This window comes from Thermaerobacter sp. FW80, assembly GCF_004634385.1.
Taxonomy (GTDB): Bacteria; Bacillota; Sulfobacillia; order Thermaerobacterales; family Thermaerobacteraceae; genus Thermaerobacter; species Thermaerobacter composti.
In genome coordinates this window covers 2749297-2774356 of the sequence record NZ_CP037895.1, presented here as the reverse complement: position 1 = coordinate 2774356, position 25060 = coordinate 2749297, and the positions used below count along the sequence as shown (strand labels likewise).

General features: G+C 71.1%; 19 protein-coding genes. 8 read left to right on the top strand and 11 right to left on the bottom strand.

All coding sequences use genetic code 11. The features are described from left to right. The first annotated feature begins 49 nt into the window (after positions 1-49). The 4 genes from E1B22_RS11445 (at position 50) to E1B22_RS11430 (ending at position 5112) form a co-directional block, all read left to right on the top strand. Positions 50-847, top strand: a complete 798-nt coding sequence (locus E1B22_RS11445; protein ID WP_135225748.1) for a diacylglyceryl transferase — start codon at positions 50-52, stop codon at positions 845-847. Between the two features lie 272 nt (positions 848-1119). Further along, complete coding sequence (locus E1B22_RS11440) at positions 1120-2805, top strand: multicopper oxidase family protein (RefSeq protein ID WP_135225747.1); 1686 nt, start codon at positions 1120-1122, stop codon at positions 2803-2805. 217 nt (positions 2806-3022) lie between these two features. Further along, complete coding sequence (locus E1B22_RS11435; RefSeq protein WP_135225746.1) at positions 3023-3730, top strand: response regulator transcription factor; 708 nt, start codon at positions 3023-3025, stop codon at positions 3728-3730. Then, the gene (locus E1B22_RS11430) at positions 3727-5112 is read left to right on the top strand and encodes a cell wall metabolism sensor histidine kinase WalK (RefSeq protein WP_135225745.1); all 1386 of its coding nucleotides are present in this window, start codon (positions 3727-3729) and stop codon (positions 5110-5112) included. The genes E1B22_RS11435 and E1B22_RS11430 overlap by 4 nt, the downstream gene beginning before the upstream one ends. A gap of 227 nt (positions 5113-5339) precedes the next feature. On the opposite strand, the gene E1B22_RS11425 is transcribed toward E1B22_RS11430, so the two are convergent. Then, positions 5340-6626, bottom strand: a complete 1287-nt coding sequence (locus E1B22_RS11425; RefSeq protein WP_135224104.1) for an IS256 family transposase — start codon at positions 6624-6626, stop codon at positions 5340-5342. Positions 6627-6734: 108 nt separating this feature from the next. Between E1B22_RS11425 and E1B22_RS11420 the strand changes: the two genes are divergently transcribed. After that, positions 6735-7079 (top strand): four-helix bundle copper-binding protein, encoded by a 345-nt coding sequence (locus E1B22_RS11420; RefSeq protein WP_006903533.1) that lies wholly within the window; start codon positions 6735-6737, stop codon positions 7077-7079. A gap of 373 nt (positions 7080-7452) precedes the next feature. On the opposite strand, the gene E1B22_RS13565 is transcribed toward E1B22_RS11420, so the two are convergent. Further along, on the bottom strand, positions 7453-7776 hold the full coding sequence (locus E1B22_RS13565) for a hypothetical protein (RefSeq protein ID WP_242823239.1): 324 nt from the start codon (positions 7774-7776) through the stop codon (positions 7453-7455). Positions 7777-7794: 18 nt separating this feature from the next. Between E1B22_RS13565 and E1B22_RS11415 the strand changes: the two genes are divergently transcribed. Further along, a complete protein-coding gene (locus E1B22_RS11415) occupies positions 7795-9729 on the top strand; it encodes a heavy metal translocating P-type ATPase (protein ID WP_243123409.1) in 1935 nt (644 codons plus the stop codon). Positions 9730-9832: 103 nt separating this feature from the next. Here the strand turns inward: E1B22_RS11415 and E1B22_RS11410 are convergent, their stop codons facing one another. From E1B22_RS11410 to E1B22_RS11395, 4 genes are all read right to left on the bottom strand, one after another. After that, positions 9833-11071, bottom strand: coding sequence for a cell wall-binding repeat-containing protein (locus E1B22_RS11410; protein WP_135225743.1), 1239 nt, complete (start codon positions 11069-11071; stop codon positions 9833-9835). Positions 11072-11219: 148 nt separating this feature from the next. Continuing rightward, positions 11220-12239, bottom strand: coding sequence for a F510_1955 family glycosylhydrolase (locus E1B22_RS11405; protein ID WP_135225742.1), 1020 nt, complete (start codon positions 12237-12239; stop codon positions 11220-11222). A 149-nt stretch (positions 12240-12388) separates the two neighbouring features. After that, positions 12389-14992 carry a heavy metal translocating P-type ATPase gene (locus E1B22_RS11400; protein ID WP_135225741.1) on the bottom strand — a complete coding sequence of 868 codons (2604 nt, stop codon included), beginning with the start codon at positions 14990-14992 and terminating at the stop codon, positions 12389-12391. Between the two features lie 151 nt (positions 14993-15143). Next, a complete protein-coding gene (locus E1B22_RS11395) occupies positions 15144-15464 on the bottom strand; it encodes a metal-sensitive transcriptional regulator (protein ID WP_371413474.1) in 321 nt (106 codons plus the stop codon). Between the two features lie 255 nt (positions 15465-15719). Between E1B22_RS11395 and E1B22_RS11390 the strand changes: the two genes are divergently transcribed. Both E1B22_RS11390 and E1B22_RS11385 read left to right on the top strand, forming a co-directional pair. After that, the gene (locus E1B22_RS11390) at positions 15720-15923 is read left to right on the top strand and encodes a heavy-metal-associated domain-containing protein (RefSeq protein ID WP_135225740.1); all 204 of its coding nucleotides are present in this window, start codon (positions 15720-15722) and stop codon (positions 15921-15923) included. Between the two features lie 601 nt (positions 15924-16524). Then, positions 16525-16806 carry a zinc ribbon domain-containing protein gene (locus tag E1B22_RS11385; RefSeq protein WP_243123406.1) on the top strand — a complete coding sequence of 94 codons (282 nt, stop codon included), beginning with the start codon at positions 16525-16527 and terminating at the stop codon, positions 16804-16806. Here E1B22_RS11385 and E1B22_RS11380 read toward each other — a convergent pair. From E1B22_RS11380 to E1B22_RS11360, 5 genes are all read right to left on the bottom strand, one after another. Then, positions 16734-17495, bottom strand: coding sequence for a TlpA disulfide reductase family protein (locus E1B22_RS11380; protein ID WP_243123403.1), 762 nt, complete (start codon positions 17493-17495; stop codon positions 16734-16736). The two genes, E1B22_RS11385 and E1B22_RS11380, sit on opposite strands and share 73 nt — an antisense overlap. Positions 17496-17653: 158 nt before the next feature. Continuing rightward, entirely contained in the window at positions 17654-21091 is a 3438-nt protein-coding gene (locus E1B22_RS13970; protein ID WP_305791203.1) for an SNF2-related protein, read from the bottom strand. Positions 21092-21121: 30 nt separating this feature from the next. Then, positions 21122-22321: a CaiB/BaiF CoA-transferase family protein gene (locus E1B22_RS11370; RefSeq protein ID WP_135225739.1), complete on the bottom strand. Its 1200-nt coding sequence runs from the start codon at positions 22319-22321 to the stop codon at positions 21122-21124. Positions 22322-22473: 152 nt separating this feature from the next. Beyond that, the gene (locus tag E1B22_RS11365; RefSeq protein ID WP_135225738.1) at positions 22474-23142 is read right to left on the bottom strand and encodes a metallopeptidase family protein; all 669 of its coding nucleotides are present in this window, start codon (positions 23140-23142) and stop codon (positions 22474-22476) included. Continuing rightward, positions 23139-24455 carry a cysteine desulfurase-like protein gene (locus E1B22_RS11360; protein WP_135225737.1) on the bottom strand — a complete coding sequence of 439 codons (1317 nt, stop codon included), beginning with the start codon at positions 24453-24455 and terminating at the stop codon, positions 23139-23141. The genes E1B22_RS11365 and E1B22_RS11360 overlap by 4 nt, the downstream gene beginning before the upstream one ends. Positions 24456-25060: the final 605 nt, after the last annotated feature.

The following is a 25060-nucleotide window of genomic DNA, read 5'->3' as shown; positions in this document are numbered from 1 at the left end:
ACCCCGGCGGGTGCCCCGCGCTGCATGGTCGACAAGGGAGGGACGGTGCTTGTCGCTGCCGGTTCTACCTGACGTGATCGGCCTCGGCCCGCTGGCTTTCCCGACCGGGCCCCTGGCCACTGTGGCCGGTACGCTGGTGGCGTACGTCCTCGCGGTCAAGCTCGCCGAGCGAGCGGACGCGCGCGCCGGCCCGGCGGGACCGGCGGCGCCCGCACCGTCCCCGGCCACGGTGCCGCATTCCCCGCAGGCCCCTTCCCCGGTTGCCGATCCGGCCCTCGTCGACCGGCTGTTCACACGGGTGGCCATCGGTCTCTTGCTGGGCGCCAAGGCAGCCGACATCCTGGGCTCGCCGTCCAGTTACATCCACAACCCCCGCCTGCTGATCGCCTGGCCCGGCGGTTCCACCGCCGCGATCGGGGCCTTGATCGGAGCCTTGCTATTGGCCGGTCCCTTGGCGCGGCGGTGGCGCGAGATCCCGGCCGTTCTTGACGTGGTCGCGACGCCGTTGCTTCTGGGCCTGGGCGTCGTCGCGCTGGGGCTGCGCGACCCGCGCGCATTTCCCCTGGCGACGGGTCTCGTGCTGGCGGCAGGGATCCTCGCCCGCTTGCGTCCACTGGCTTCGTTCCCGGGCCATGCCGCTTTGGCTGGCGTCGTTCTGGCCAGCGTGGCGGCTGTCGGAGCGGATTTCTTCCGCCCGGCAGCGGTCATGCTTGGCGGCATCAGCCGTTTCCAGGTCATGGCCGCGATCACCGGCCTGCTGGCCTATGGGGCCGCCGTGGCCATCGCACGGGCCCGCGGGAGAGCGGAGCGCGGGGAACCGCAGCGCCCCGTCGTCAAGGAACCGTGACCCTCCTCAGCAAGGAAGCGCCAGACGCGGCGCACGGCAAGGTGGCGTGCAGCGCCGCGCCGCGGCGAGGCCGGGCGCCTCCCCATCGTGGGGCGCGCGTTCTCTCCTCGTTCTTCACACGCTTCTCACACGACGGGCCTAATATTGCCGGCGTGGGCCGCACAGGGGCGGGCCGTGTCGGCCCGCGCGGCCCAGCGGGGTGCGGCCAAGCGGGGTGGTCGAACCCGTCGAGGCGGGTTCAGAGTTCCACTCTCATCGAGGAGGAGCCAGCGATGCGCGTGTTGCGGAGGAGATGGACCGCGGCGTTGCTTGCCGCGGGGCTGGCCTTGCTGGCCGGCTGCTCGAGCGTCGGACCGGCCGGCCCCGCAGCGGGCGGCGGCGACGGCGCGGCACCGGTCGACACTGCCGGCAGCGAGATGGCGACGGCGCCGGCGATCTTGCGCCCCGATGCAAACGGGGAGATCCGCCTGGTGGCCAAGCCGGCGAGGCTGGAAGTCGCCCCGGGCGTCGAGAAGGAAGTCTGGGCCTACAACGGCAGCGTCCCGGGACCGGAAATCCGGGTCAAGCAGGGCGAGACGATTCGCGTGCGGTTCAAGAACGAGCTTCCGGTCCCGACGACCATCCACTGGCACGGGTATCCGGTCCCCAATGAAATGGACGGCGTACCGGGTGTGACGCAAAACCTGGTCAAGCCGGGCGAGGAGTTCGTCTACGAGTTCAAGGCGACCGTTGCGGGGACGTACATGTACCATTCCCACCAGGAGAGCGCCGAACAGGTCGACAGGGGACTCTACGGTGCGCTGGTGGTGGAGGAACCCGAATCCGCGTACGATCGTGATTTCGCGCTGATTCTCGACGAGTGGACCAAGGCGGGAGAAAGCAACGCAGAACCGGCCGGGACCGGGATGGATCACGGGAGCATGGGGGGCATGTCCGGCCAATCGAGCCAGGGAACGGAAGCGCAAGGCATGCAGGGCATGCAGGGCATGCAGGGAATGCAGGGCATGCAGGGCATGGGCGACATGCCGGGCATGTCAGGGGACACGAACCACGACGGGATGGGTAGCCCGCAGGATATGTCGATGCCCATGCACACGATGCAGTACGACATCTTCACCATCAACGGCAAGTCGGGTTCCCTGGTGCAGCCCCTGACGGTGACGGAAGGGGAACGGGTTCGGATCCGCCTGATCAACATGGGATACCTCCGGCATGACCTGCATCTCCACGGGCATTCCTTCACCGTGGTGGCCCGCGACGGTCAGCCCGTGGCCGGGGGCCGACCGCTGAAGGATCAACTGATCTCGATCGCGCCCGGTGAACGTGTCGACATCGCCTTTACGGCGGACAATCCGGGTACGTGGTACCTGGAGGCCCACGATGCGGGCGCTGCGGCCGCTTCGGGGATGAAGGTGGCCATCGCCTACGAGGGCGCCTCGCAGCAGACGGACCAGCCCAACGAGACGGCCCAGCTCCCGGTGGTCGATTTGCTGAATTATGGGCAGGATGAGCAGGGGCCCTTCACCCTGGACCAGGAATATGACGTCCAGTACACGATGGAGCTGGGCACGGGCATGGGCGAGAACGGGGTCATCTACACCATCAACGGCAAGACGTTCCCGGACACGCCGCCCATCCGCGTCAAGGAGGGCGATCTGGTACAGGTACGCATCGTGAACCGCTCCCCGACGGATGAGCACCCGATGCACCTCCATGGACACTTCTTCCAGGTTCTGAGCAGGAACGGAAAGCCGTTGACGGGTGCCCCGGTGATCAAGGACACGCTGAACGTCAAGCCCGGCGAAGAATACGTGATTGCCTTCCGTACGGACAACCCGGGCAACTGGGTGTTCCATTGCCACGAGTTGCATCACGCCGCGGGCGGCATGGTGACACAGGTGCTCTACGACGGGTACGTCAGCAACGTGCAGCCGGAACCCGACGCCAGGCCGGAATGACGCCGGCGGTTGCGGGACGCGGAAGACCAGAAGGGGTGCCTCCCTTCTGGTCTTCCGTTTGTTGTTGGGACGGAAACGATGCGCGCCGGCCAAGGCCGGGTTGTCCGTCGATGCCGCCGTTGTCAAGCTGAAGGGGAGCGGATCGGGGATCAGCGGCCGGTGGTGCGTTCCGGGGAACGGGGCCGCTGCATCCTCCAGGCGGCGGGGAGGGCAGACCATGCGCATCCTGGTGGTCGACGACGAGGCTCCGATGCGCGCCTTGCTCCGGCTCTTCCTCGAGCAGCACGGGTTTGCGGTCTCCGAGGCGGAAGACGGGTATGAGGCATTGGAGCGCGTCCGGACCGAGCGACCGGATCTGGTTCTGCTGGACATCATGCTGCCGGGCATCGACGGCTGGGCGGTGTGCCGGATCCTCCGGAGGGAGAGTGATGTTCCGGTCATCATGCTGACGGCCCGGGACGACGTCCGGGACCGGGTCTCCGGTCTCGAAGCCGGGGCGGACGACTACCTCGTCAAACCCTTTGCAGAAGAAGAACTGTTGGCCCGCATTCGAGCGGTCCTGCGCCGCACCCCAAGGGTCGAGGGGCGACCGGCCGACCGGGTGATCGCCGGGCCCCTGCTCATCGACGTGCCGGCCCGGGAGGCATACTGCCATGGACGCCGTTTGAATCTGACGCCTAAGGAGTTCGATCTCCTGGCCTTGTTGGCACGGCATCCGGGGCAGGTGCTGGACCGCGCGCGGATCATCGAGCGGGTATGGGGCTGGGATTACGACGGCGACGTGCGCACCGTCGACACCCACGTCAAGACGTTGCGCGCCAAATTGGTCGCAGCCGGCTGTTCCCGGCACCTGATCGAGACCGTGCGCAGCATCGGGTACCGTTTGAACCCGCACCACGACGGACGTGGTGGGACCATCCCATGAGTCGTCTGCAGCTGTCGACCAAACTGGGGTTATTGTTGTTCGCGCTGTTCAGCTCGCTCTGCCTGATCCTGCTCGCCGTCCTCTACGTGGTCTTCAGCCGCTCCCTGGTGGCCCAGGCTGCGGCGGATTTATTGCATCGCGGCCACGGGCATGCCGAAGCGCTCAGCGACCGGTGGGGGCCGGAGGCCCTGAACCACGTGGTCGCCATGGAGCGACAGACCCCCTTGATCGCAGCCGTCGTGGATCGTGGGGGAACGGTCCTGGCGTCCTCGGAACCGCTGGGCCCCGAGCAGACGCGCTACCTCCAGGTCGACGGCCGTGCCCTCGCCACGCCGGAAGGGGCCGTCGTCAGTGGCGACTGGCGAGAGGAACCCTACCTCGTTGTATGGTCGCCCGTGTTCAGAAACGGTGAGTGGGTGGCCACGGTGGTCCTCTTCGAACCCACGGAACCCTTCCGACGTGACCTGGAGGCGTTCAAGGTCGCCAGCTGGATCGCCCTCGGCATCATGGCGGTCTTGGCAACGGCGGTGACGGTCGTGTTGTCGAGACGATTGACCCGACCGTTGCGGCAGATGACGGCCGTCACGTCCGCCATTGCCGCAGGGGACTACACGCAGCGCGTGGCGATTCGTGGCAACGACGAGATCGCTCGCCTGGCCGCTTCCATCAACCGGATGGCCGAAAGCCTGCAAACGTACCGCGCCCAGCAGTCGGCGTTCCTGGCCGACGTATCGCACGAACTGCGGACTCCGCTGACGTACATCCAGGGTTACAGCGAGGCCCTCGTCAAAGGTTACGGGGACGAAGCCCAGCGCCGGGTGATGGCGGCCACCATTCACCAGGAGGCGGGCCGGTTGACCCGCCTCCTTCAGGACCTGTTCACCCTGGTGCGGCTGGAGGAGCCGACCTTCTCCCTCCGTCGCCAGCCGGTGGAAGTGGGCCAGACCGTCAAAGCGGTGGTGGCGCGCCTGTTGCCGGCCTTTGAGGAAAAGGGTGTGAACCTCCGGGTGGATGCGTCGGAGGATCTTTGGGTGGACGGTGACGGCGAACGGCTGGAACAAGTGTGGATCAACCTGCTGGACAATGCGCGCCGGCACACCCCTTCCGGAGGAGAGGTGACGGTTAGCATCGGCCGCGAGGGGAGGGAGGCGGTGGTGACCGTGCGGGACACGGGGGAAGGCATTCCACCCGACGACTTGCCGCATATCTGGGAGCGCCTCTACCGGGTCGACAAGTCGCGCTCCCGCGCCGGCGGAGGGGCGGGGCTCGGCTTGGCCATCGTCAGGCGCATCGTCGAGCTGCACGGTGGCCGGGTCCATGCGGAAAGCAGATGCGGGCAAGGGGCGACGTTCCGCGTTTGGCTGCCTCTGCGCCCGGCGTGAGGAGCGGGCGGAAACCTTGGGCGACAAGCACCGTCACGAAGTGAAGAACCCGGAGAGGTACCCGTCTCTCGTTCCGTATATTGCCAGCATGGCGCGACGGCCCTGGCAGGACGTTATCCACGGGGATCGTGCCGGCGCGGGAATCGGGCCGGCACGATCCTAGCCTATGGAAGAAAGGGGGTATCGGGGTGGGTCAAGTCCCGAACTGTCTGTAAAAGCGGTCTGGGTCATGCCACGGTGGCAGCGGGTGAAACCTCTTTCTGCGCCGCTCTTTGCCGTTGCCGCTCCTCGATGTAGCGCTCCAGCTGCTTTCGTTCGTGCTCGCTGAACTGCACCCGCCGCCAGCGCTCACTCGCCCGCCACAGCACGGCGAAGACTAGCTTCAGGCACTCCCGCTCGCTCCGAAACCGCGGGATCACCTTGGCGCGCCGCCGCTCCTCCTCGAAGCTGCGCTCCACCAGGTTGGTGGTCCGGACATGCTTGCGGTGGGCGGCGGGTAGCCGCAGGTGCGCCAGGCTCGCTTCCAGGTCCTCCTGCAGGCTCCGCATGGCCGAGGGATACTCCCGCCCGAACCGCTCCACCACCTCGGCCACCAGCCGCCGGCCCTGCTCGATATCCGGTGCGTCCCGGATCGCCTCCAGGTAGGGCTTGAGCACGGGCCGCGCCTCCTCCGGCACCTTGTCCAGCACGTTCCGCATCTTGTGCACCCAGCAGCGGATGCGCTCCGCCTCCGGCCACATGGCTTCCACCGCCTGGATCAGCCCCGGCGCCCCGTCCGTCGTCACCGTCAGCGGCGTCTTCAGCCCCCGGCGCACCAGATCCCGGAAGTGCTCCAGCCAGTCCTCGTAGCGCTCCTTGTTGCCCAGGCTCAGGTGCACCAGCACCTTGCTGCCGTCGCTCAAGATGGCCCAGGTGACCAGGATGCCCTCACGGCAGCCCGCCTGCCGGCGCAGCGACTCGTAGATGGCGTCGGCGAACAGGTACACCACGTCGAGGCCTGACAGGTCCCGCTGGGCAAAGGCCTCGAACTCCTCGTGGAGCGCCTCGGTGATCCGGCTCACGGTGGACCGGCTCAAAAGCGGCGCTTCGCTGCCCGCCAGCTCCGCCAGCGCATCCTCGATGTCCCGGGTAGAGAGGCCCCGGGCGTACATCTCCACCACCAGGCGCTCCAGCACGTCCGTCCGCCGCTTGAGGGCCCTCCACAGCGTGGGCTGGCACAGTCCCTCCATGCCCCGCACCTGGGGGACGTCGATCTCGAGCCGCCCCTCGGCGCAACGCAGCGTCCGCGGCTTGTAGCCGTTGCGGGCGCCTTCCTGGCCAGGCTCGCGCCGCTCGTAGCGTCCGCGCCCCAAAAGCTCCGTGACCTCTGCCTCCAGCAGCTCCTGGATGAGCTTGCGGGCGCCCAGGCGGACGAGGGCATGGGTCAGGTCCTCGACCTCAGTACCCTCCCGGGCCTGCGCGGCCAGCTGCCGGGCCAGCTCCGCCAACTGCTGGCTGGGTGGTATCCTGGACATAGGTCTGGGTCCTCCTCGGTGTGCCCCAGCTGGGGCGAGTTTTCCGACGCCACCGATGGTAGCCCAGACCGCTTCGCGTTTACAGACAGTTTAGGACGTCACCTCGGGGTGGCGGTTGTTCACACGGACGTGCAGCAGTACAAAAAGTGCATTGACGCCTGCAACAGCTGCATGCAGGCCTGCGAGCAATGCCTGACGGCCTGCCTGAAGGAGCCGGACGCCGCACAGCGCGGCCGGTGCGTGCAGCTGTTGCGCGATTGTGCAGACATTTGTGCGCTGGCTTCCCGGGTGATGTCCCGAGGCAGCGACTTTGCCGGGGCCATTTGCCGGGTCTGTGCCGAGATCTGTGAAGCCTGCGCCCAGGAATGCGGCCGGTTCCAAGACGAGCACTGCCAGGAGTGCGCGCGCGAGTGCCGCGCGTGCGCCGAGGAGTGCCGGCGGATGGCCGCGTGACCGCGTTCGCCGCGTGGCGGGACGGGACTGGGACAGCGCAGCGGAAGGCCGCTGGATCCTCCAGCGGCCTTCCGCTCTCGCGCCGGGGTTGTTCCACCCCCGCCATGCTCGATCAACGCCCGGTGCGGCCCCGTATCCCGGGTGCGGGAGGACGGGGCTTTCCTTCGCCGCTCCTCCTCGATCGGCGTCGGAAGGCCGCGCTACAGCGGCCGGTGCCCCACGGCCGACCGCCGCGGGGTCGGCGTGGGATGGCCGGCTCTCGTCTTGCTTCCCCACCCGTCGGATGGTAAGTTATTCATGGCTGTGATTACCCCGTAGGGGTATCGTGTCGTCGACAGCCGTCATCCCCCAGGTGGCCGGGCCGGTCATAGGGTCATAGGAGGTCGTCGATGACATGGATGAATCGAGCCCACACCGCCATCGCGGTGAGCACGCCCCGCACGATCCGGTGCACTCCCATCCACCCCATCACCCGCATCACCACCATCACCACCCTTCCCATCCTGCGGCGAAGAGTGTTTCGCCGGAGGACAAGCCTTCCCGGAGCGACGGTGGTCGATCTCCACTTCAAAGGGCCGTCTCTGCATCCGAAGCCCAAGGGCTTGAGAAAGGTGTCCACGGCCGTGACCTCCGCGACGCGCAAAGTGTAGACCATCATCACGGTGCCCATGACCACCACGGCGCCCACGACAAGCACGCGGGTCACAGCCCGGAGATGTTCCGGGACCGGTTCTGGGTCTGTCTTGCTCTCACCGTGCCGATCCTCTACTTCGCACCCCTCACCCAGGAATGGCTGGGCTACCGGGCGGTCCAATTTCCCGGGGCGGAATGGGTCCAAGCCCTCCTGGCCACTGCCATTTACGTGTACGGCGGACTGGTGTTCATCAAAGGCGCGGCTCACGAGCTGCGGGCGCGCGCCCCGGGCATGATGACCCTCATCTCGCTGGCCATCACGGTGGCCTTCGTCTACAGCGTGGCGGTGACCTTTGGCTTCAAGGGGATGCCGCTGTACTGGGAGCTGGCCACACTGGTGACCATCATGCTGCTCGGCCACTGGATCGAGATGTCGTCGGTCCAGGGAGCCAGCCGGGCGCTGGAGCACCTGGCGGCGCTGGTACCCTCCCGGGCCCACAAGCTGGAAGGCGGTACGGTGACCGACGTGCCGGTGGAACAGCTGAAGGAAGGGGATCGCATTCTGATCCGGCCCGGCGAGCAGGTACCGGTGGACGGTGTGGTCGAGGAAGGCAGCTCCAGTGTCAACGAGGCGTTCCTGACCGGGGAATCGCGGCCGGTTCCCAAGGAACCGGGCGACGAGGTGGTCGCCGGGTCGGTCAACGGCGAAGGCGCCCTGACGGTCCGGGTCACGCGCACCGGCGACGACACGACCCTGAGCCAGATCCAGCGCCTGGTGCGGGAAGCCCAGGCGTCCCGCAGCCGCTTTCAGAACCTGGCCGACCGGGCGGCGGGCTGGTTGACCTACATCGCCATCGGCGCCGGCGCCCTGACCTTCCTGGCCTGGTGGGCGTCCGGGGAGCCCCTGGACTTCGCGCTGACGTGGGCGGTGGCCGTGCTGGTCATCGCCTGCCCCCACGCCCTCGGATTGGCGATTCCGCTGGTGACGGTCAACGCCACGTCGATGGCGGCGCGCGCCGGCATCCTGGTGCGGAACCGGGAAGCTTTCGAGCGGGCACGGGACCTGAAGATCGTTGCCTTCGACAAGACGGGCACGCTGACGGAAGGCAAGTTCGGCGTGCGCCGCATCTACACAGCCAGCTTGCCGGAAGAGGAAGCCTTGCGCATCGGCGCGGCGCTGGAACGGCGTTCTGAGCACCCCCTCGCCCGGGCGGTGGTCGAACTGGCGGACCAGCGGAATCTGCAAGTCCCGGCGGTGGAGGACTTCCGGGTGGTCGCCGGCAAGGGGGTGATCGGTTCGGTGGGTGGGAAGGTCTATCGGATCGGTCGCCCCGAGTGGATCGCCGAGCTCGGGCTGGAACTGCCCGTCGCATTGCGCCGGGGTCTGGATGAAGCGGAAGCTCGCGGCGAGAGCGTCATCGCCCTGATGGACGAGCAGGGCGCACTGGCCTTGTTCGCCCTGGCCGACAAAGTGCGGGGGCGGGCCCGGGAGGCCGTGCACAGGCTGCGGCAGATGGGCATCCAGGTCGTGATGATCACCGGCGACGCGGAGGCGGTGGCCCGCTCGGTCGCCTCGGAACTGGGGATCCAGCGGTACCACGCCCGGGTATTGCCGGAAGAAAAGGCGAAGATCGTTCGCCAGCTCAAGCAGGAAGGTCCGACGGCCTTTGTGGGCGACGGCATCAACGATGCCCCGGCGCTGCTGGAAGCCGATCTGGGCGTGGCCATCGGAGCCGGTACCAACGTCGCCATCGAGTCGGCGGACCTGGTCCTGATCGAAGACGATCCGCTGGACGTGGCGGGTGCGCTGCAAGTATCGCGAGCCACCTACCGGAAGATGGTCCAGAACCTGTTCTGGGCGACCGGGTACAACACCGTCGCCCTGCCACTGGCGGCAGGCGTCGGCGCCGCGTGGGGACTCCTGCTCTCACCGGCCGTGGGCGCGGTGTTCATGAGCCTGTCGACGGTCGCGGTGGCGGTCAACGCGATGCTGCTGCGGCGACTGCGGCTCGAGTGAGCGGCGGGAGAGCGGGCTGAGCAAGGGGAGAGGCATGGGCCGCCGGCGGCGGGCGCCATGCCTCTCCTTGGCGGACGGGCCGGCCTGATGCGGCCGGCCTGCTTCATTCGATGACCGTGCGGAGGAGCACCTCCAGCTCGAATTGGACCCGGCAGGCCACCTCGCCGGGCGGGCCGACGATGTAGCCGTGCATGAACGGAGGGGCGGGCTCCGTGTGGCGAGGGTTGACGCTCAGGATATAGGTGCGGACCACGTCGGGGACCTGCCCGCGTTCAACCAGCAGCAGCGGCGCGTGGGAGGCGAGGTGCGAGAAAAGGTTGCCGGCGATGGCGGACTGCCAGGCGTCGACGGCGGAGAAACGGAAGAAGTGACCCGCGGGTTCGGTTTTGCCCCAGCCGAAGTCGCCCGCCGGGCTGAGGAAGCGGGACAGTTCCACGGAGATGGCGAAGGGTGACGCCCCGCTGATCCGGTGGACCAGACCGGTCGTCAGACCTCGGATGGCTCGCTCCACTTCTCGAGATACGGTCCGCTCGCTGCCCACGATGTAGACGTTGGGATTGCGGGCGAGGGCGATGACCCGTGCCGTGGCCAGGGGTAGCGTGTCACGGCGCGTCAACAGGATGGGCTGACCCGTGTGGGCCGACCACGCCGCCGCCGCCAGCCCCTCGGCGAACTCTTCGCCGGATACGACGACGACGGTCCTGCCTACACCGACGAATTGCGCCACCTGGGCGGCCGTCTCGAAGACGTTGCGGCCTCGCAGGCGCAGGGACCGGAAGCCGAGCCGCCGGACCTGGTGCTCGACGGCGTGCGACAAGTCGCCGACCAGGAACACCTGGACGGGACCCTGGTGCGTGCCTTCCGCCGGACCGGGGGCGGGGGCAGGCTCCAGTTCCGGCAGGGGACCGGAGTCCGTGCCCTCTGCGACCATACCCGCCGGTGTTCCGGCCTGTTCCGCCGCACCGGGTGCCGTGCCGTGCCCTGGCTGCGCGCCCACACCCGGAGGGCGCAGCCGGAGGAGCTCGTCGCGGACGAGCGGGTCCAGTTCGTCGGGGAGGGTCAGCAGAATCGGCCCGTTGCGCGGGTGATGCATCAGAGGAGACGCGACCAGGGCGTCCTGAAAGTGGTCCTCGTCGCCTCGGGCCAGGATGGCGACACCGGGACGAAGTTCGGGGACGGACGGGTCGGGGAACGCCGTCTGCGACGCGGCCACGCTGGTCGCGATGGGGTGCCGGCCCGCCACCCGGGTGGTGTGGTGGGTGTCCGCGGCCAGCGGCAGGCAACGGGGCGCCTTGGCTTGCTCGAGGTGACCCTCTTGCCCCGCGACGTCCGGCATGGGCATCGCACACCGCTCCTTTCGGCACAGGTCTGCCAGGGATCCCCGGCGACAACAGGTGGGGCCGCGGCGGACGTGGCCCCACCTGTCCGCAACCTATGGCCTGAGGGTAAGGAGGGTGCGCTGGGAGCCGTCAAAATGGGCGCGCCGTGGGTCATTGCGGTGCCCCGATCGTTTCCCATGTCCCGCCGCCGTCGGTACTGCGCCAGAGCGTGCCTGTCATGGTGATGGCGTAGATGCGCTGCGGCTGGCTGGGATGAACCGCCAGAGCGGCCAGGGGATCGTTGGGATCGGCCAGCAGGCCGGCACCGCCCCCCGGCGCCGCCGGTTGCCAGGTGCGCCCGCCGTCGTCGGAACGCAGCAGGCCGGTGGACAGCTCATAGGCCAGAATGGGGGCGGGCCCGGCGTCCGGGTTTCCGCCCGTTCCGGCGTCCGAGTTGCCGCCCGTTCCGGTGCCGGTTCCGGCTCCCGTCCCACGGTCCGTTCCGGGAACGAAGGCCGCCGCCGTCACCACCCCGTTCCGCAGCGGTTCCCACGTTCGCCCGCCGTCCGTGCTCAGGAGCAGCCCGTTCTCCCCGGCTGCCAGCAGCGTTGCGGGATCGGTCGGATGGGCCACCAGCTGCAGCGGACCCAGACCCCGGGGCCCGGCCAGGTCGGGAGCGGGCGTGCGGCTCCACGTCCGCCCGCCGTCCTCGCTACGGTAGAACTGGCCGTCGCCGTAGAAGTAGCCGTAGATCAGGCCGGGCCGAGCCGGGCTGGCCGCCATGGCGTGGAAGTCCACGACGCCCTCCAGGCTGAGGGGCTCCCAGGTCCGCCCGCCGTCGGCGCTGCGGGCCAGCCCCAGGGGGTTGGCCAGGTCGAGCCCCGGTCCCGGATGGCCGCTGGCATAGAGGGTCCCGTCGGGAGCGGCCGAAAAGCCCATGAGGTCGACCACCGGCCCCACGCGCCCGCGCCAGCGGCCGGGTTCCTCCCAGACCAGTAGACCGTCATGGGTGGCGACCCAGAGCCTGCCGGGATCCCGGGGGTCGAAGGTCATGCCGTGGACATGGCGGATGGCGGGGGAGGAAGCGGCCCTGCTCCAGGCCAGCACCCCGGCGGTCACCAGGACGGCCAGAACCGCCACCATCCACGCAATCCGCAGCCCCCGGGCGCGGCCGGCGCCCGTGCGGGACAAGCGCCGTCCCCGCGGCCGGCGCCCTGCCTGGCGGGCGGAAGCTACCTGGCGTGAGGCCTCCTGCTCCGGCGCTCCTCGACCCGGTTGCCTCTGGCGCCGGGGGCCCTGGTTCCCCGAACCGCCCTGGCGCTTCATGCTACCGTGCGGGCTCATGCTGGGCGGCCCCTTTCCTGGCGGCGGAAGCGCCGCATGGGATCGAAACGCTTGAGCAGGGTGGAGTTGGTCGTCACCGAGACGGAGCTCAGGGCCATGGCCGCGCCGGCCAGCACCGGGCTGAGATAGCCCAGGGCGGCCACCGGAATGCCCAGGGTGTTGTAGATCAGTGCCCAGAACAGGTTCTGCCGGATCTTGGCCAGGGTGGCGCGGCTGAGGTCGATGGCGGCGGCCAGGGTGCGCAGGTCGCCCCGCATCAGGGTGACGTCGGCCGCCTCGATGGCCACGTCGGTCCCCGTGCCGATGGCGATGCCCACGTCGGCCGCCGCCAGGGCGGGGGCGTCGTTGATCCCGTCGCCCACCATGGCGACCTTGAGGCCCCGCTCCTGCAGCTCCCGTACCTTGGCGGCCTTGTCGGCCGGCAGCACCTCGGCCAGGACGCGCTCTTCGGGGATCCCCGCCTGCCGGGCCACGGCGCGGGCGGTGCGGGCGTTGTCGCCGGTGATCATCCAGACTTCGAGGCCCATCTCGTGCAAGGCGGCCACCGCCTCGGGGGCCGTCTCCTTGAGGGTGTCGGCCACGGCGATGAGGCCCGCCAGGCGGCCGTCCACCGCCACCAGCATGACCGTCTTGCCCTGTTCCTCCAGGGCCGCCAGCCGGTCCGCCGCGGCGTCCACGGCGACGCCCCGCGCCTCCATGAGCCGCCGGTTGCCCACCGCTACCTGGCGGCCGGCCACCTGCGCCGTCACTCCATGGCCGGGGACGGCCTCGAAGGCGGCCGGTTCGTCCAGGTCGAGGCCGGCTTCCCGGGCCCGCTCGACGACGGCAGCGGCCAGGGGGTGTTCGGAGGCCCGTTCCACCGAGGCGACAAGGCGCAGCAGGGCCCGCTGGGCGGCATCGAGATCGGACGACCCGGCCCCGCCGCGGCCGGGGGCTGCCTCACCGCTCGCGGCTTCGCGGCCGGCGGCTGGACCGGCGTCTCGTGCTTCGAGGCCGTCCGGCAGCGCCAGCACCACCACGTCGGTCACCGACGGCTTGCCCACGGTGAGGGTCCCGGTCTTGTCCAGCAGGACGGCGTCCAGGGTGGCGGCCGCCTCCAGGTGCTCGCCGCCGCGGAAGAGGATGCCGTTCTCCGCGCCGCGCCCGGTGCCCACCATGACCGCCGTGGGGGTGGCGAGACCCAGGGCACACGGGCAGGCGATGACCAGCACCGCGGTGGCGGCCAGCAAAGCGCGGGTGAAGTCGCCGGTCACCGCGAGCCAGCCGCCGAAGGTCACCAGGGCCACGGCGATGACCGCGGGGACGAACACGCCCGACACCCGGTCCGCAAAGGCCTGGATGGGCGCCTTGGAGGCCTGGGCCTCCTCCACGATGCGCACGATCTGGGCCAGGGCCGTGTCCCGCCCGACCCGGGTGGCCCGGAACTTGAAGCTGCCGGTGGTGTTGACGGTGGCGCCGATCACTTCATCGCCCGGGCCCTTCTCCACGGGCAGGCTCTCGCCGGTGAGCATCGACTCGTCCACCGCCGAGCGGCCCTCCAGCACCACCCCGTCCACGGGGATCTTCTCGCCGGGCCGGACCACCACCACGTCGCCCACGGCCACGTCTTCCACCGGGACGTCCATCTCGCGCCCGTCCCGGATCACCCGGGCCGTGCGGGCCTGCAGGCCCAGGAGCTTTTTGATGGCGGCCGACGTGCGTCCCTTGGCGACGGCCTCCAGGTACTTGCCCAGCGCCACCAGGGTGATGAGGACGGCGCTGGTCTCGAAGTAAAGGCCCGTGGTGCCGAGGCCCGGCCAGAGCAGGGCCACCACGCTGTACAGGTAGGCCGCCGTGGTGCCCAGGGCGACCAGCACCGACATGTTGGCGTTGCGGTTCTTCAGGTTGAAGTAGCTGTCGCGGTAGAAGACCCAGCCCACGTAGAACTGCACGGGCGTGGCCAGGACCAGCTGGAGCCAGCCGTTCTGCAGGACGGCGGCGGCCGGCCCGTGCCAGCCGAAGAGGTGGGCCGCCATGGCCAGCACCAGGGGCAGGGACAGCACCGCGCCCAGCAGGAACCGGTTCCACCAGCCGCGGATCTCCCGCTGGCGGGCCGCCTCGGCCTCGTCGCGGGTTTCTCCTACGGGCTGGGCTTCGTAGCCGGCCGCCTGGACGGCGGCGGTCAGGTCGCCGGCCGCCGCCGCCCCGGGGATGAGCCGTACGGTGGCCGTGCCCGTGGCCAGGTTGACGGCGGCGTCGACCACGCCGGGGACCCGGCGCAGGGCCCGTTCGACCCGGTTGACGCAGGCGGCGCAGGTCATCCCGGTGACGGCCAGCTGGATGCTCTCCAGGGGGACGTCATACCCCAGATCCCGCACCCGCCCGGCCATGTCGGTCAAACTCACCCGGTGGGGGTCGAACCGGACCCGCGCGCGTCCCAGGGCCAGGTTGACCGCCGCGTCGTCCACGCCTTCCATCTTCTTCAGGCCGCGCTCGATGCGGGTTGCACAGGCGGCACAGGTCATGCCCTCGATGGGCAGGGTGATCTCGGCCGGGGCGGCCGGCGGCCTGGTGCCGGCCTCCGGCGACGAGGGCCGGTCGAGGACGCGGGTTTCCGTCATCAGCGATGCCTCCTTGCCCGGCAGTCCGGCCGGGGCGGCATCCGGGTCTCTGCGGGCGCGAAACCCGGCCGGCCCCGTCCGGGATGGGTTCCGGCAGCGGAGTCAGCGTGCATGCCCGTGGCGCGTACGCTACCTCGGGACGCCTGGCAGGTCAGGTGGTCCTCAAGAGGCGCCGCACCACGGCCAGGACCTCGTCGATGGCCGCGTCGCCATCGCCGCTGCGTACGGCGTCCTGGACGCAATGGTGGGTGTGCTGTTCGAGCAGCTGCAGGGCCACGGCGTCCAGGGCTGCCCGTACCGCCGCCACCTGGACCAGCACGTCCACACAGTACCGTTCCTCCTCGACCATGCGCTGCAGCCCGCGCACCTGTCCCTCGATGCGGCGCAGGCGGTCGAGCAGCTTCTTGCGGTCGGCGTGGGGCGTCATGCGCCGCGACCCGGGGTCGTGGCACTTGGCGGGCTCGGTGTTCACGGGACGCGCCTCCTCTACGGTTCCTTACGGTCTCTCCCGCAGGCGAAGTCCGGTTCTCCCCCATGATACCCCCATGGGGTATAAAGGTGTCAACGGGGACCCCGCCCGGCGGAGTTTGACAGCACCCGCTGGAAGCGCCTAGGATGGGGGAAGGATACCCCCTGTGGGTATCTTCGGCAAAATGGCCCAAGGCGGGCGCGCTTGGGGTTGGTTGAAGGAAAGCGCTCCGCCGGCCAGGCAGGAGGGATGGGTCCCATGGCGACGCGAGTCTACCAGGTGCGGGGCATGTCCTGCGACCACTGCAAGATGGCCGTCAAGAAGGCCATTTCCGGCGTGGCGGGGGTCAAGGACGTGGAGGTCGACCTGGCGACGGGCCGGGTGACGGTGACGTACGAGGGTGATCTGGACGACGCCCGCGTCCGGGAGGCCGTGGAGGACGCCGGCTACGAGGTGGCGTAACGGCCGGCGCGTGCCCGGCCCGGCCGTGGCCGGCGGTGACCGGCGGCCGTCCAGGAGCCCTCACGGCTTCCCACGAGGGCCTTACGGCTTCACACCAGCGCCTCACGGCAGGGCCTCACGGCTTCCTCGGTACGGGAGGGCCTGCGTTCGTCCGGCCGCCCGGTTCCGGGAGGCCCGCTACGCCGGGTTCGTCCCGGCGTTCGTTCCGCTCCGCAGGGCCGCGGGTGCTCCCGGGTTCGGGCGGCCGGCGCCGCGGCCGGTTTGATTCAGACCCGCGACTTACAACGGACTTCCGGCAGTGAGCTCGCGGGATCGTGATGGCGGACAGGTGCCGCCAGGCTCGTCCCCGGCAGTCGGGAACAGGTCCCGGCGGCATCCGGCCCCCCCGGCGGAGATGCCCAGAAGACCGGACCAGGATACTGAAAGCGTGAGGCGAATGTCGTCATCCAGGACTCCCGCGACCATCCGGTGCAGGTGAGGAGCCCGGCCGTCGATGCGCCGATAGGCGCCGCTGGCCCGGCACCGCGCCGCCATCCGCCTGCCGCAGGATAGCCGGGCGACTCGCGGGAGAGGGAGCGGCCGGCCGGACCCCGTCCCCACGGTGTCCGGGTACCCGCGCCGGCAGGAGGGACGATCCGGGGTGGACATCGCCAGCGCCATCGCGCAGCGCTTCAAGTGCAGCAAGTGCGGGCACGATGGGGCCCGGGTCAAGGAAGTGGCCATGACGGGAGCGGGTCTCAGCAAGATTTTCGACATCCAGCACAACCACTATCTTTTTGTGTCGTGCCAGAACTGCGGTTACACCGAGGTCTACGACCCCCGCGCCCTGGCCGGCAAGCGCGGCACCCTCTCGACCATTCTGGACGTGCTCTTCGGCGGGTGAGGCGCCGCCCCTTGCGACGCGGCCACCGTCTCCCGGTAGAGCCGCTCCATGTCGGCCAGGGTCATGGGGCCGTGCCAGTGGATCCGCAGGATCCCCTGGGGGTCGATCCAGAAGGTCTCCGGGTAGCCGGTGACCCGGTACCGGCGGAAGACCGTCTTGTCCCGATCCAGCAGCACGGGGTAGGTGGCGCCGAACTCGGCCAGGAAGGCGCGGACCGTGTCCACCGGCTCGGCCACGTTGATGGCGTAGAAGGCCACCCGGTCGCCGTAACGCTGGTAGAACGCCTGCAGGGCCGGCGTCTCCTCCCGGCAGGGCAGGCACCACGACGCCCAGAAGTTGAGGACCACCACCCGTCCCTGCAGATTCGCCAGGCGCACCGGCGGGCCGTCCAGCTGGGGCAGGGTGAAGTCCGGCGCCGGCCTGCCCGGAGCCGGGGCCGAGGCCAGGATGTGCTCCATCGACCGGACGCCCGCGAGGAAAGCAAGGGCCAGGACCAGGGCGACGGCCAGGGCGACGCGCCGCCGGCGGCGGGCGGCCGGCATCGGGCCGGGCGCCGCGCCGTCACCGGTCCTGGCCGGGGTTGCGGCCGCCCCAGCCTCCATCTCGCCGGGGCGAGGGGTTGCGGCTGCCGGTTCCGCCGGTTCCGCTCGCGGGTCCGCTCCTCGGTTGGCTGGCTTGTTCCTGCGCATGGGCCGCTTGCCCTCCGTGGCGGTCCATCGGTCTGGGCCGTCCCGCCTCCATCGCGCCGGTGCGTTCGCGTCCCCGGCGGCGTGTCCGCGTTCAGACCGGCGGGCTCGGGGCGAGGCCGGTTCGTCCGGGTCCACCATGCCCTACGGCGGGCCGGAAATCAATCCGGCGCCAGCAGGAACTCCAGGTCCTCGCGGGTCAGGTCCTTGCCCAGCTTGCCATCGCCGGCCAGCAGCGCCCCCGCCAGGGCCTGCTTGCGGGCCTGGAGTTGCAGGATCTTCTCCTCCACCGTACCCCGGGTGATTAGCTTGTAGCTGAACACCGGCCGGTCCTGGCCGATGCGGTGGGCGCGGCCGGTGGCCTGTTCCTCCACCGCCGGGTTCCACCAGGGATCGAAGTGGATGACGTACGAGGCGGCGGTCAGGTTCAGGCCCGTGCCGCCGGCCTTGAGGCTGATGAGGAAGACCGGCGCCCCGCCCGCTTGGAAGCGCTCCACCCGGGCCCGGCGGTTGCGGGTACGGCCGTCCAGGCGTTCCCAGGGGATGTGCAGCTGGTCCAGCTCCCGCTCCAGGATGTCCAGCATGCCGGTGAACTGGCTGAAGACCAGCACTTGGGCGCCGCCGCCCACTATTTGCTCGACCAGCTCGCGGAAGGCCTCGAGCTTGGCCGAGCCGGCCTTGCGATAGGCCGGCAGATCCAGCAGCGCCGGGTGACAGCAAGCCTGGCGGAGGCGTAACAAGGCCTCCAGGATCGCCATCCGGCTGCGGGCGATCCCCACCCGCTCCACCTCGCCCAGGACCCGGGAGCGGTAGGCCGAGAGAAGCTCCCGATAGAGCCGCCGCTGGCTGGGGAGCATCTCGCAGTATTGCACCACCTCCGTGCGGGGCGGCAGGTCGCGGGCCACCTCGCCCTTGAGGCGCCGCAGGATGAAGGGGAACACCCGGCGCCGCAGCTCCGTCACCCGCGGGTCGGCCGGCTCGTCACCGGGTTCAACCCGTCCCGCCGGGACCGCCGAGGCGGGTTCGACCTCCGCGCCGGCGTAGCGGCGGAGGAAGGCATCCCGCGGGCCCAGGTAGCCGGGCATCAGGATTTCGAACAGCGCCCAGAGGTCAAGCACATGGTTCTCGACGGGCGTGCCCGTCAGGGCCAGCCGGTGCCGGGCCCGGAGTTCCCGCAGGGCCCGCCAGGTCTGGGTGTCGGGGTTCTTGACGTGCTGGGCCTCGTCCAGGATGAGGTAGTGGTACTCGCGGCCCACCAGGTGTTCGGCGTCGCGCCAGACCAGGGGGTAGGTGGTGAGCAGAAGGTCGTACTCGTCGGCCTGCCGGAAGAGGGGGGCCCGCCGCGGTCCCGTCAGCGGCAGCACCCGCAGGGACGGCGCAAACCGGCGGGCCTCGTCGACCCAGTTGAAGACCAGGGATGTGGGCACCACCGCCAGGCTGGGCGCCGTCGCCCGGCCGGCTTCTTTCTCGGCCAGAAGCAGGGCCAGCACCTGCACCGTCTTGCCGAGGCCCATGTCGTCGGCCAGGACGCCGTGCAGGCCGTGGTCCCGGAGGAAGGCGAGCCAGTGGTAGCCCCGGATCTGGTAGGGACGCAGCTGCGCCTGGAGGGTTTGCGGCAGCGGTACCTCGGGGATGCCCCGGAAGCCGTCGAGCAGCCGGCTCAACCGGCGAAAGCCCTCGTCGGCTTCCACCCGGTCGGCCCCTTCGAGGACCTGGGCGGCCACGCCGAAGGCCCAGCGGCTCAGCCGCAGGGGTCCCTGTCCGGACGAACCCGCCCCGTCGCCGGCCGCCGCGCGCCGGTTCCTCCGCCGGCGGGGCGCGTGCTCGGCCAGCACGCCCAGCCGGTCCCGCCAGGCGGCGGGCAGCCGGGCCATGACCCCCGAATCCAAGCGGACGTAGCGGGAGCCTCGGGCCAGAGCCTCCAGGAGGGCGTCCATCCCCGCGGTTCCCTCGGGTGCCTCCAGCAAGACGTCGAGGTCGAGCCAGTCGATGCCCGTGCGGACCTGAACCCGGGAGCAAAGGGGGCTGTGGCTGACCCGGAAGCGGACCAGGCGCTCCTGGCCCCGGACCTCCCACCGCGCTGCCAGCCGGGGGAGGGTCTCGGTCAGGAAGTCCAAGGCGCTGTCGGCGAAGAGGAGACAGCGGCCGTCGGCTTCCGGCCGGGCGCCGGCGGCGGCCATGACGGCGGCGAACTCGTCCCAGGCCGCCTGCTCCAGGTCCCGCCGGCGGCGGTACCACATGGGCGTCGCCCCGTCGCCGGAGGGAGCGTCCGGCTCCGCTTCCACCAAGGCCGCTTCCTCCGCCTGGACGCGGACGGTGGTGCCCCCTGCCCCGTAGGCGAAGGCCAGCTCGACCACCAGGGCTCCCTCAAACTCGGAGAGCAGCACCACGGGCCGCGGCGTGCCGTCGCGGATGCGCTCCTCCAGGGTGCCCGGCAGCCGCACCCGGGCCCGCTGCTGCAGCCGCGGCAGGTAACGGCCCACGAACTCGGCCACCTCGGCGGCCGGGATCGTCAGGGGCCGGGCGCCCACCGCCAGGTGCAACGCCACGTCGCCGGCGGGCAGCACGGGGCGCAAGACGGGTCCCCACTGCACCCAGAGGTAGCGCTCGCCGGGGATGCCGATGCTCCCTGCCGGCGGCGTCCAAGGCCGGCCGGTGGCGGTGAACCAGCGGGTGGTGAGGGTGAGGTCGCGGCCTTCCCTGGCCGGCTCCGCCACCAGTTCGACCCGGTACGGCTCGTGCTCGATGCGCAGCGGCTCCCAGCCGTCGCCGGCGAACACGAAAGGGAGCCGGCCGAGGAGCTCGAGACCCAGGTCGACCAGGCCCGGCGGCAGCTCGTAAAGGGGGTCGTAGCCTTTGGCGCCGGGGCGGCCGGGGCGGGGGGCCGGGTGCTCCACCAGGCGGAAGAGCAACCGGTGCAGCGGCCCGGCCGGGGACGGGGCCCACGGCGAGAAGGGATCGAAATGAAGGGGTCGCTCCTTGCCGAGGCCCTGTTTGCCCCAGCGGGCGCGATGAATGGCCAGGCGCAGGCCGTCGGGGTAGAAGTAGAGGCGGACCACCACCTGATCCGTGCCCGGCTGGGGCGGCGGGATACGGCCGTTGGAGCCGGGGACGGGCGTGCGGGTCCACCGTTCCAGGTGTTCTCGCCAGCCGGCGCCGGGCACCTGCCGGCCTGCGGGATCCCTGGGCCCGCCTGCTACCGGGGGAGCTTCCGCGGCCGGTACCAGGCGATGGACCGGTCCCTCCGTCGGGTCGGGCGGGGAGGCCGTCTCCCGCAACTGGTGCCAGGTGCCGAGGAAGTGCAAGACGACGGCGACGGCGTGCTTGCACGGCGTGTCGTCGTACGGGCAGGAGCAGGCGGTGTGCCACTCCTCCACCGCCGTGTCCCACCAGATCTGGACGCGATACGGCTCGCTGGCGTTGCCGATCACCCGGCCGCTCAACTGGAGCCCCGGCCCCCAGGACACGTCGAGGACCCGCCCGTCGGTGGCGTACTCGCGGCCCCGCCGCACGATGGCCGTGGGCGCGGCGTCGACCACCTCGGACAAGGCGTCCAGGGTCTCGACGATGGAGGATTGACCGGTCACCGGGTGACTCACCTGGGGTTCACCTCCTGTTCGCCGGCGGCTTCAGGCGATGACCCCCGCCTCCCGCAGCCGCCGGCGCTCCTCGGCCGGCAGGCCGAGTTCCTCCAGCACCTGGTCGGTGTGCTGGCCGAGCAGGGGCGGGGGTGCGTAGATGGCGCCCGGGGTGGTCGAGAGCTTGACCGGGATGCCCGTCACCCGGATGACCCCGGCCCGCGAGTGCTCCAGGGACACGATCATCTGCCGGTGCTGGACGTGGGGATCGCGGGCCAGGTCGGCAATGCTGAGGATGGGACCCGCCGGCACCCCGGCCCGGTCCAAGCGCTCGAGCCACTCGGCGGTGGTCCGGCTGCGCATCAGGGCCTCGAGCTCCGGCAGGAGCTCCTCCCGGTGCTCCACGCGCCCGGCGTTGGTGGCGTAGCGCGGGTCGGCGGCCAGGTCGGGCCGTTCCGCCGCCTCGCAGAAGCGCCGCCAGAGGCTGTCGTTGCCCACCGCCACGATCAGGTGGCCGTCGGCCGTCTCGAAGGCCTGGTACGGCACCAGGTTGGGGTGGGCCGAGCCGTAGCGGCGCGGGACCTGGCCGGTGGCGAAGTAGTTGCCGGCGACGTAGGTCAGCCAGGCGATCTGGCCTTCCAGCAGGGAGACGTCCACCACCTGGCCGCGGCCGGAGCGCTCCCGCTCCCACAGGGCGGCCAGGATGCCGAAGGCGGCCCACATCCCGGCGCCGATGTCGGCGATGGCCACGCCGGCCCGCACCGGCGGCCGGTCGGGCTCGCCGGTGACGTGCATGATGCCGCCCATGGCCTGGGCGATGGCGTCGTAGCCCGGCTTGTCGCTGTAGGGGCCGTCCTGGCCGAATCCGGAGATCGACGCATAGATCAGCCGCGGGTTCTCGCGCAGCAGGTCGTCGGGGCCGATGCCCAGCCGGGCGGCGGTGCCCGGGCGGAAGTTCTCCACCACCACGTCGCACTGCCGCGCCATGCGCCGGATCAGGTCCCGGCCCTCGGGTGCCTTCAGGTCGACCACCACGCTGCGCTTGTTGCGGTTGACGGCGAGGAAGTAGGCCGCCTCGCCGTTGATGAAGGGCGGCCCCCAGCCCCGGGTGTCGTCGCCCGTCTCGGGCCGCTCGACCTTGATCACGTCGGCGCCGAAGTCGGCCAGCATCATCGTGCAGTACGGTCCGCTCAGCACCCGCGAGAGGTCGAGCACGCGGATGCCCACCAGCGGTCCTCGACGGCCCTTCACCGCCCGCTCCTCCCCCTCCGCCTCCGTGGCGTCGCCTCGCGCCCGTCGGCGCACGGGTCGTTCATCGCGCCGTCGACTCCGTTGCGGAGCCGTCGCGCCGTCGACGGCTCCACGCCGGACCACGGGCCGGCGACCGCATCGCGGCGGTCGGCTCATCGGCGGCCGCCCCCGCCGCCGTCCTCCCCGACGTCGTCCCCGCCGCCACCGCTGTGCCCCGCGCCGCGTCCATCCCTGCCGCCAACGCCGCCATCGCCGCCCTCGTCGCCGTTCGCCGCGGCGGGGCCATCGCCCGCCTCCCGCGCGCCACGCCGGGCGTCCTCCCACAGCTGCTGGAGCTGGCGCAGGTCCTCGAGCCCCAGCCAGTCCACCCCGGCCAGGGCCTCGATGTGGTGCTGCAGCTCGTGGAGGATGGTCTCTTCCAGTTCGTCGAACCAGACCTCGGCCGGTTCGTCCACCAGCACCCGCTCGAAGGACCCGTAGTAGATGCGGATGAAGCGGCCCAGGTACGGCTCGGTGATGTACTCGCCCAGCAGGTAGACGCCCGGCGGATCCTGGGGATTGCGCCGCGCCGCGGGGTCGATCTGCACCCCGCCCTCCAGCTCCTCGAGGAGGCGCGGGGGCAGGCGGCGGACGATGCGGTCCGCCCACGCCGTGAAGGTGTCGAAGTCCACGGGGACGAACCGGTACCGCCGCAGCCGGCGCCGCCGGCGGACCGGTCCGCCGGGCGGGCGGCGCTTCCCGGCGCCAAGGCCGCCCAGGTCCTCCGGGCCCGCTGGACCGCGGTCGCCCGAGCCCGCGCCGCGATCGTCGCGCCCGCTCATCCGGATCCTCCTCGGCCCAGCGCTTCCACGGCCTCCAGCAGCCGCTCGATCTCCGCGGCGGTGTTGTACGGCGCCAGGCCCACGCGCACCAGGCCGCCCGACGCCTTGAGCCCCAGCCGCTCGATCAGCGTCACCGCGTAGAAGTCGCCGTCCCAGACGAACAGGCCGCGCTCGGCGAGGAACCGCGCCACCTCCGCCGGGTGGCGACCGGCGACGGTGAAGGAGACCGTCGGCGTGCGGGGATGGCCCTCCGGCGCCCCGTAGACCTTGACGCCGGGCAGGGTCGCCAGGCCCCGGCGCAGCCGCTCGGCCAGCGGCGCCTCGTACGCCTCGATGGCGTGCATGGCGGCGAGGATCGCGGCCCGCCGGCCGGTGGCCCCGCCCACCGCGTCGCGGAACGCGTCGAGGTAGCGCTGCCCCAGGCGGGCGAGGAAGTCGACGGCCGCCGTCAGCCCCGCCAGCCCCTCGTGGTTGAGGGTGCCGGTCTCGATCTTCTCCGGGGCGGCCGCGGACTGGGGTCGCACGCGGTAGGTCTCCAGGGCCTCGAAGGCCGCCCGCCGGCCGTAGAGCACCCCGACGTGGGGACCGAAGAACTTGTAGGCGGAACACAGCAGGAAGTCGCAGCCGATGGCGCGGACGTCGATGGGGCCGTGGGGGGCGTAGTGCACCGCGTCGACCACCGCCAGGGCGCCCGCCTCGTGGGCCATGCGCACCGCCCGGGCCACGTCGTTGACGGTGCCGACGGCGTTGGACGCCCAGCCGATGGCCACCACCCGCGTCCGCCTCCCCAGGAGGTCGCCCAGGCGATCCAGGTCCAGCGTGCACGTCGCCGGGTCCACGGGCAGCCAGCGGATCACCGCCCCCAGCTCCTGGAGGACCAGCCACGGGCTGACGTTGGCGTCGTGGTCGAGCTCCGTCACCACGATCTCGTCGCCGGGTCGCAGGGTGCGACCGATGGCCCGCGCCAGGTTGAAGTTCAGGGTGGTCATGTTGGGCCCGAAGGCGACCTCGGCGGGCGTCGCCCCCAGGAAGTCGGCCATCGCCGCGCGCGCCGCGGCGATGGTCTCGTCGGTGGCGCGGCTGGTCGGGAACGCGCCGTGGGTGTTGGCGTTCCTCTCGACCAGGTACGTGGCCATGGCCTCGATCACGGCCTGCGGGACCTGGGTCCCGCCGGGCCCGTCGAGGAAGGCCGCCGGTTGACCGCCGACGGTGCGCTGCAGGGCCGGGAACTCCGCCCGGCACCACGACAGGTCGATCGCGCCTTCCTGCCGGGCGGTGGCCGATGCGGCCGACGCCGGGCCTGACTGGTTCACGCCGTGGTCCCCCCTGGGCCGGCACCGCGTCCGACACCCTGCCCGACCGTGCGGGGTACCGACCTCCCGGTGGGGGCGAGGGGCCCCCTGGGGAGGCCCTGGCCTCCGGTCGAGGAGTGCTAGCTCCCGTGGGGAAGCCCTCTCCCCCGTCGGGAAGCCGTGGCCCCCACGGGGAAGCGCGGCGGCCCGCGGGGTGTGCCTCGCCGGGTGCGCCGCCGTGGGCGCCGCGGGCGCCGCAGGCCAGGGTCGGGCAAGGGCGGATCGGTTGCCGCCGACGCTGTCCTGCGGGGCGGGCGGCCGGCGGAGCGCCGGCCGCCCGCCCCATCGTTCGCGGCCCTCGGCGTGCTGCCGGGGACGCGGATCGCTTCAATGCTTACCGATCGGTGGGCCGGGTTCCTGCCGGTGCGCCGCGTCCTCTGCCCACCGCCTCGCGGTGGTTCCCCCGGGGTCGCTGCAGTCCCCCGGGCCGCCGGAGCCGGCGGGCGCCGCCCCGCGCCCGTTTCACCGCCTCGTCCCCGTCTCACCGTCTCGTGTCCGTCTCACCGTCCCGTGTCCATTTCCACCGTTCCGCGCCCATTTCCACCGTCCGGTGCCCCTCTCACCGC

What these genes read in the sequence shown, in the direction of transcription:
- E1B22_RS11440 (WP_135225747.1), top strand. Translation starts at nt 1,120, where the DNA reads ATGCGCGTGTTGCGGAGGAGATGGACCGCGGCGTTGCTTGCCGCGGGG.
- E1B22_RS11435 (WP_135225746.1), top strand. Translation starts at nt 3,023, where the DNA reads ATGCGCATCCTGGTGGTCGACGACGAGGCTCCGATGCGCGCCTTGCTC.
- E1B22_RS11430 (WP_135225745.1), top strand. Translation starts at nt 3,727, where the DNA reads ATGAGTCGTCTGCAGCTGTCGACCAAACTGGGGTTATTGTTGTTCGCG.
- E1B22_RS11425 (WP_135224104.1), bottom strand. Translation starts at nt 6,626, where the DNA reads ATGTCCAGGATACCACCCAGCCAGCAGTTGGCGGAGCTGGCCCGGCAG.
- E1B22_RS11415 (WP_243123409.1), top strand. Translation starts at nt 7,795, where the DNA reads ATGTTCCGGGACCGGTTCTGGGTCTGTCTTGCTCTCACCGTGCCGATC.
- E1B22_RS11410 (WP_135225743.1), bottom strand. Translation starts at nt 11,071, where the DNA reads ATGCCCATGCCGGACGTCGCGGGGCAAGAGGGTCACCTCGAGCAAGCC.
- E1B22_RS11400 (WP_135225741.1), bottom strand. Translation starts at nt 14,992, where the DNA reads ATGACGGAAACCCGCGTCCTCGACCGGCCCTCGTCGCCGGAGGCCGGC.
- E1B22_RS11390 (WP_135225740.1), top strand. Translation starts at nt 15,720, where the DNA reads ATGGCGACGCGAGTCTACCAGGTGCGGGGCATGTCCTGCGACCACTGC.
- E1B22_RS11380 (WP_243123403.1), bottom strand. Translation starts at nt 17,495, where the DNA reads ATGCGCAGGAACAAGCCAGCCAACCGAGGAGCGGACCCGCGAGCGGAA.
- E1B22_RS11365 (WP_135225738.1), bottom strand. Translation starts at nt 23,142, where the DNA reads ATGAGCGGGCGCGACGATCGCGGCGCGGGCTCGGGCGACCGCGGTCCA.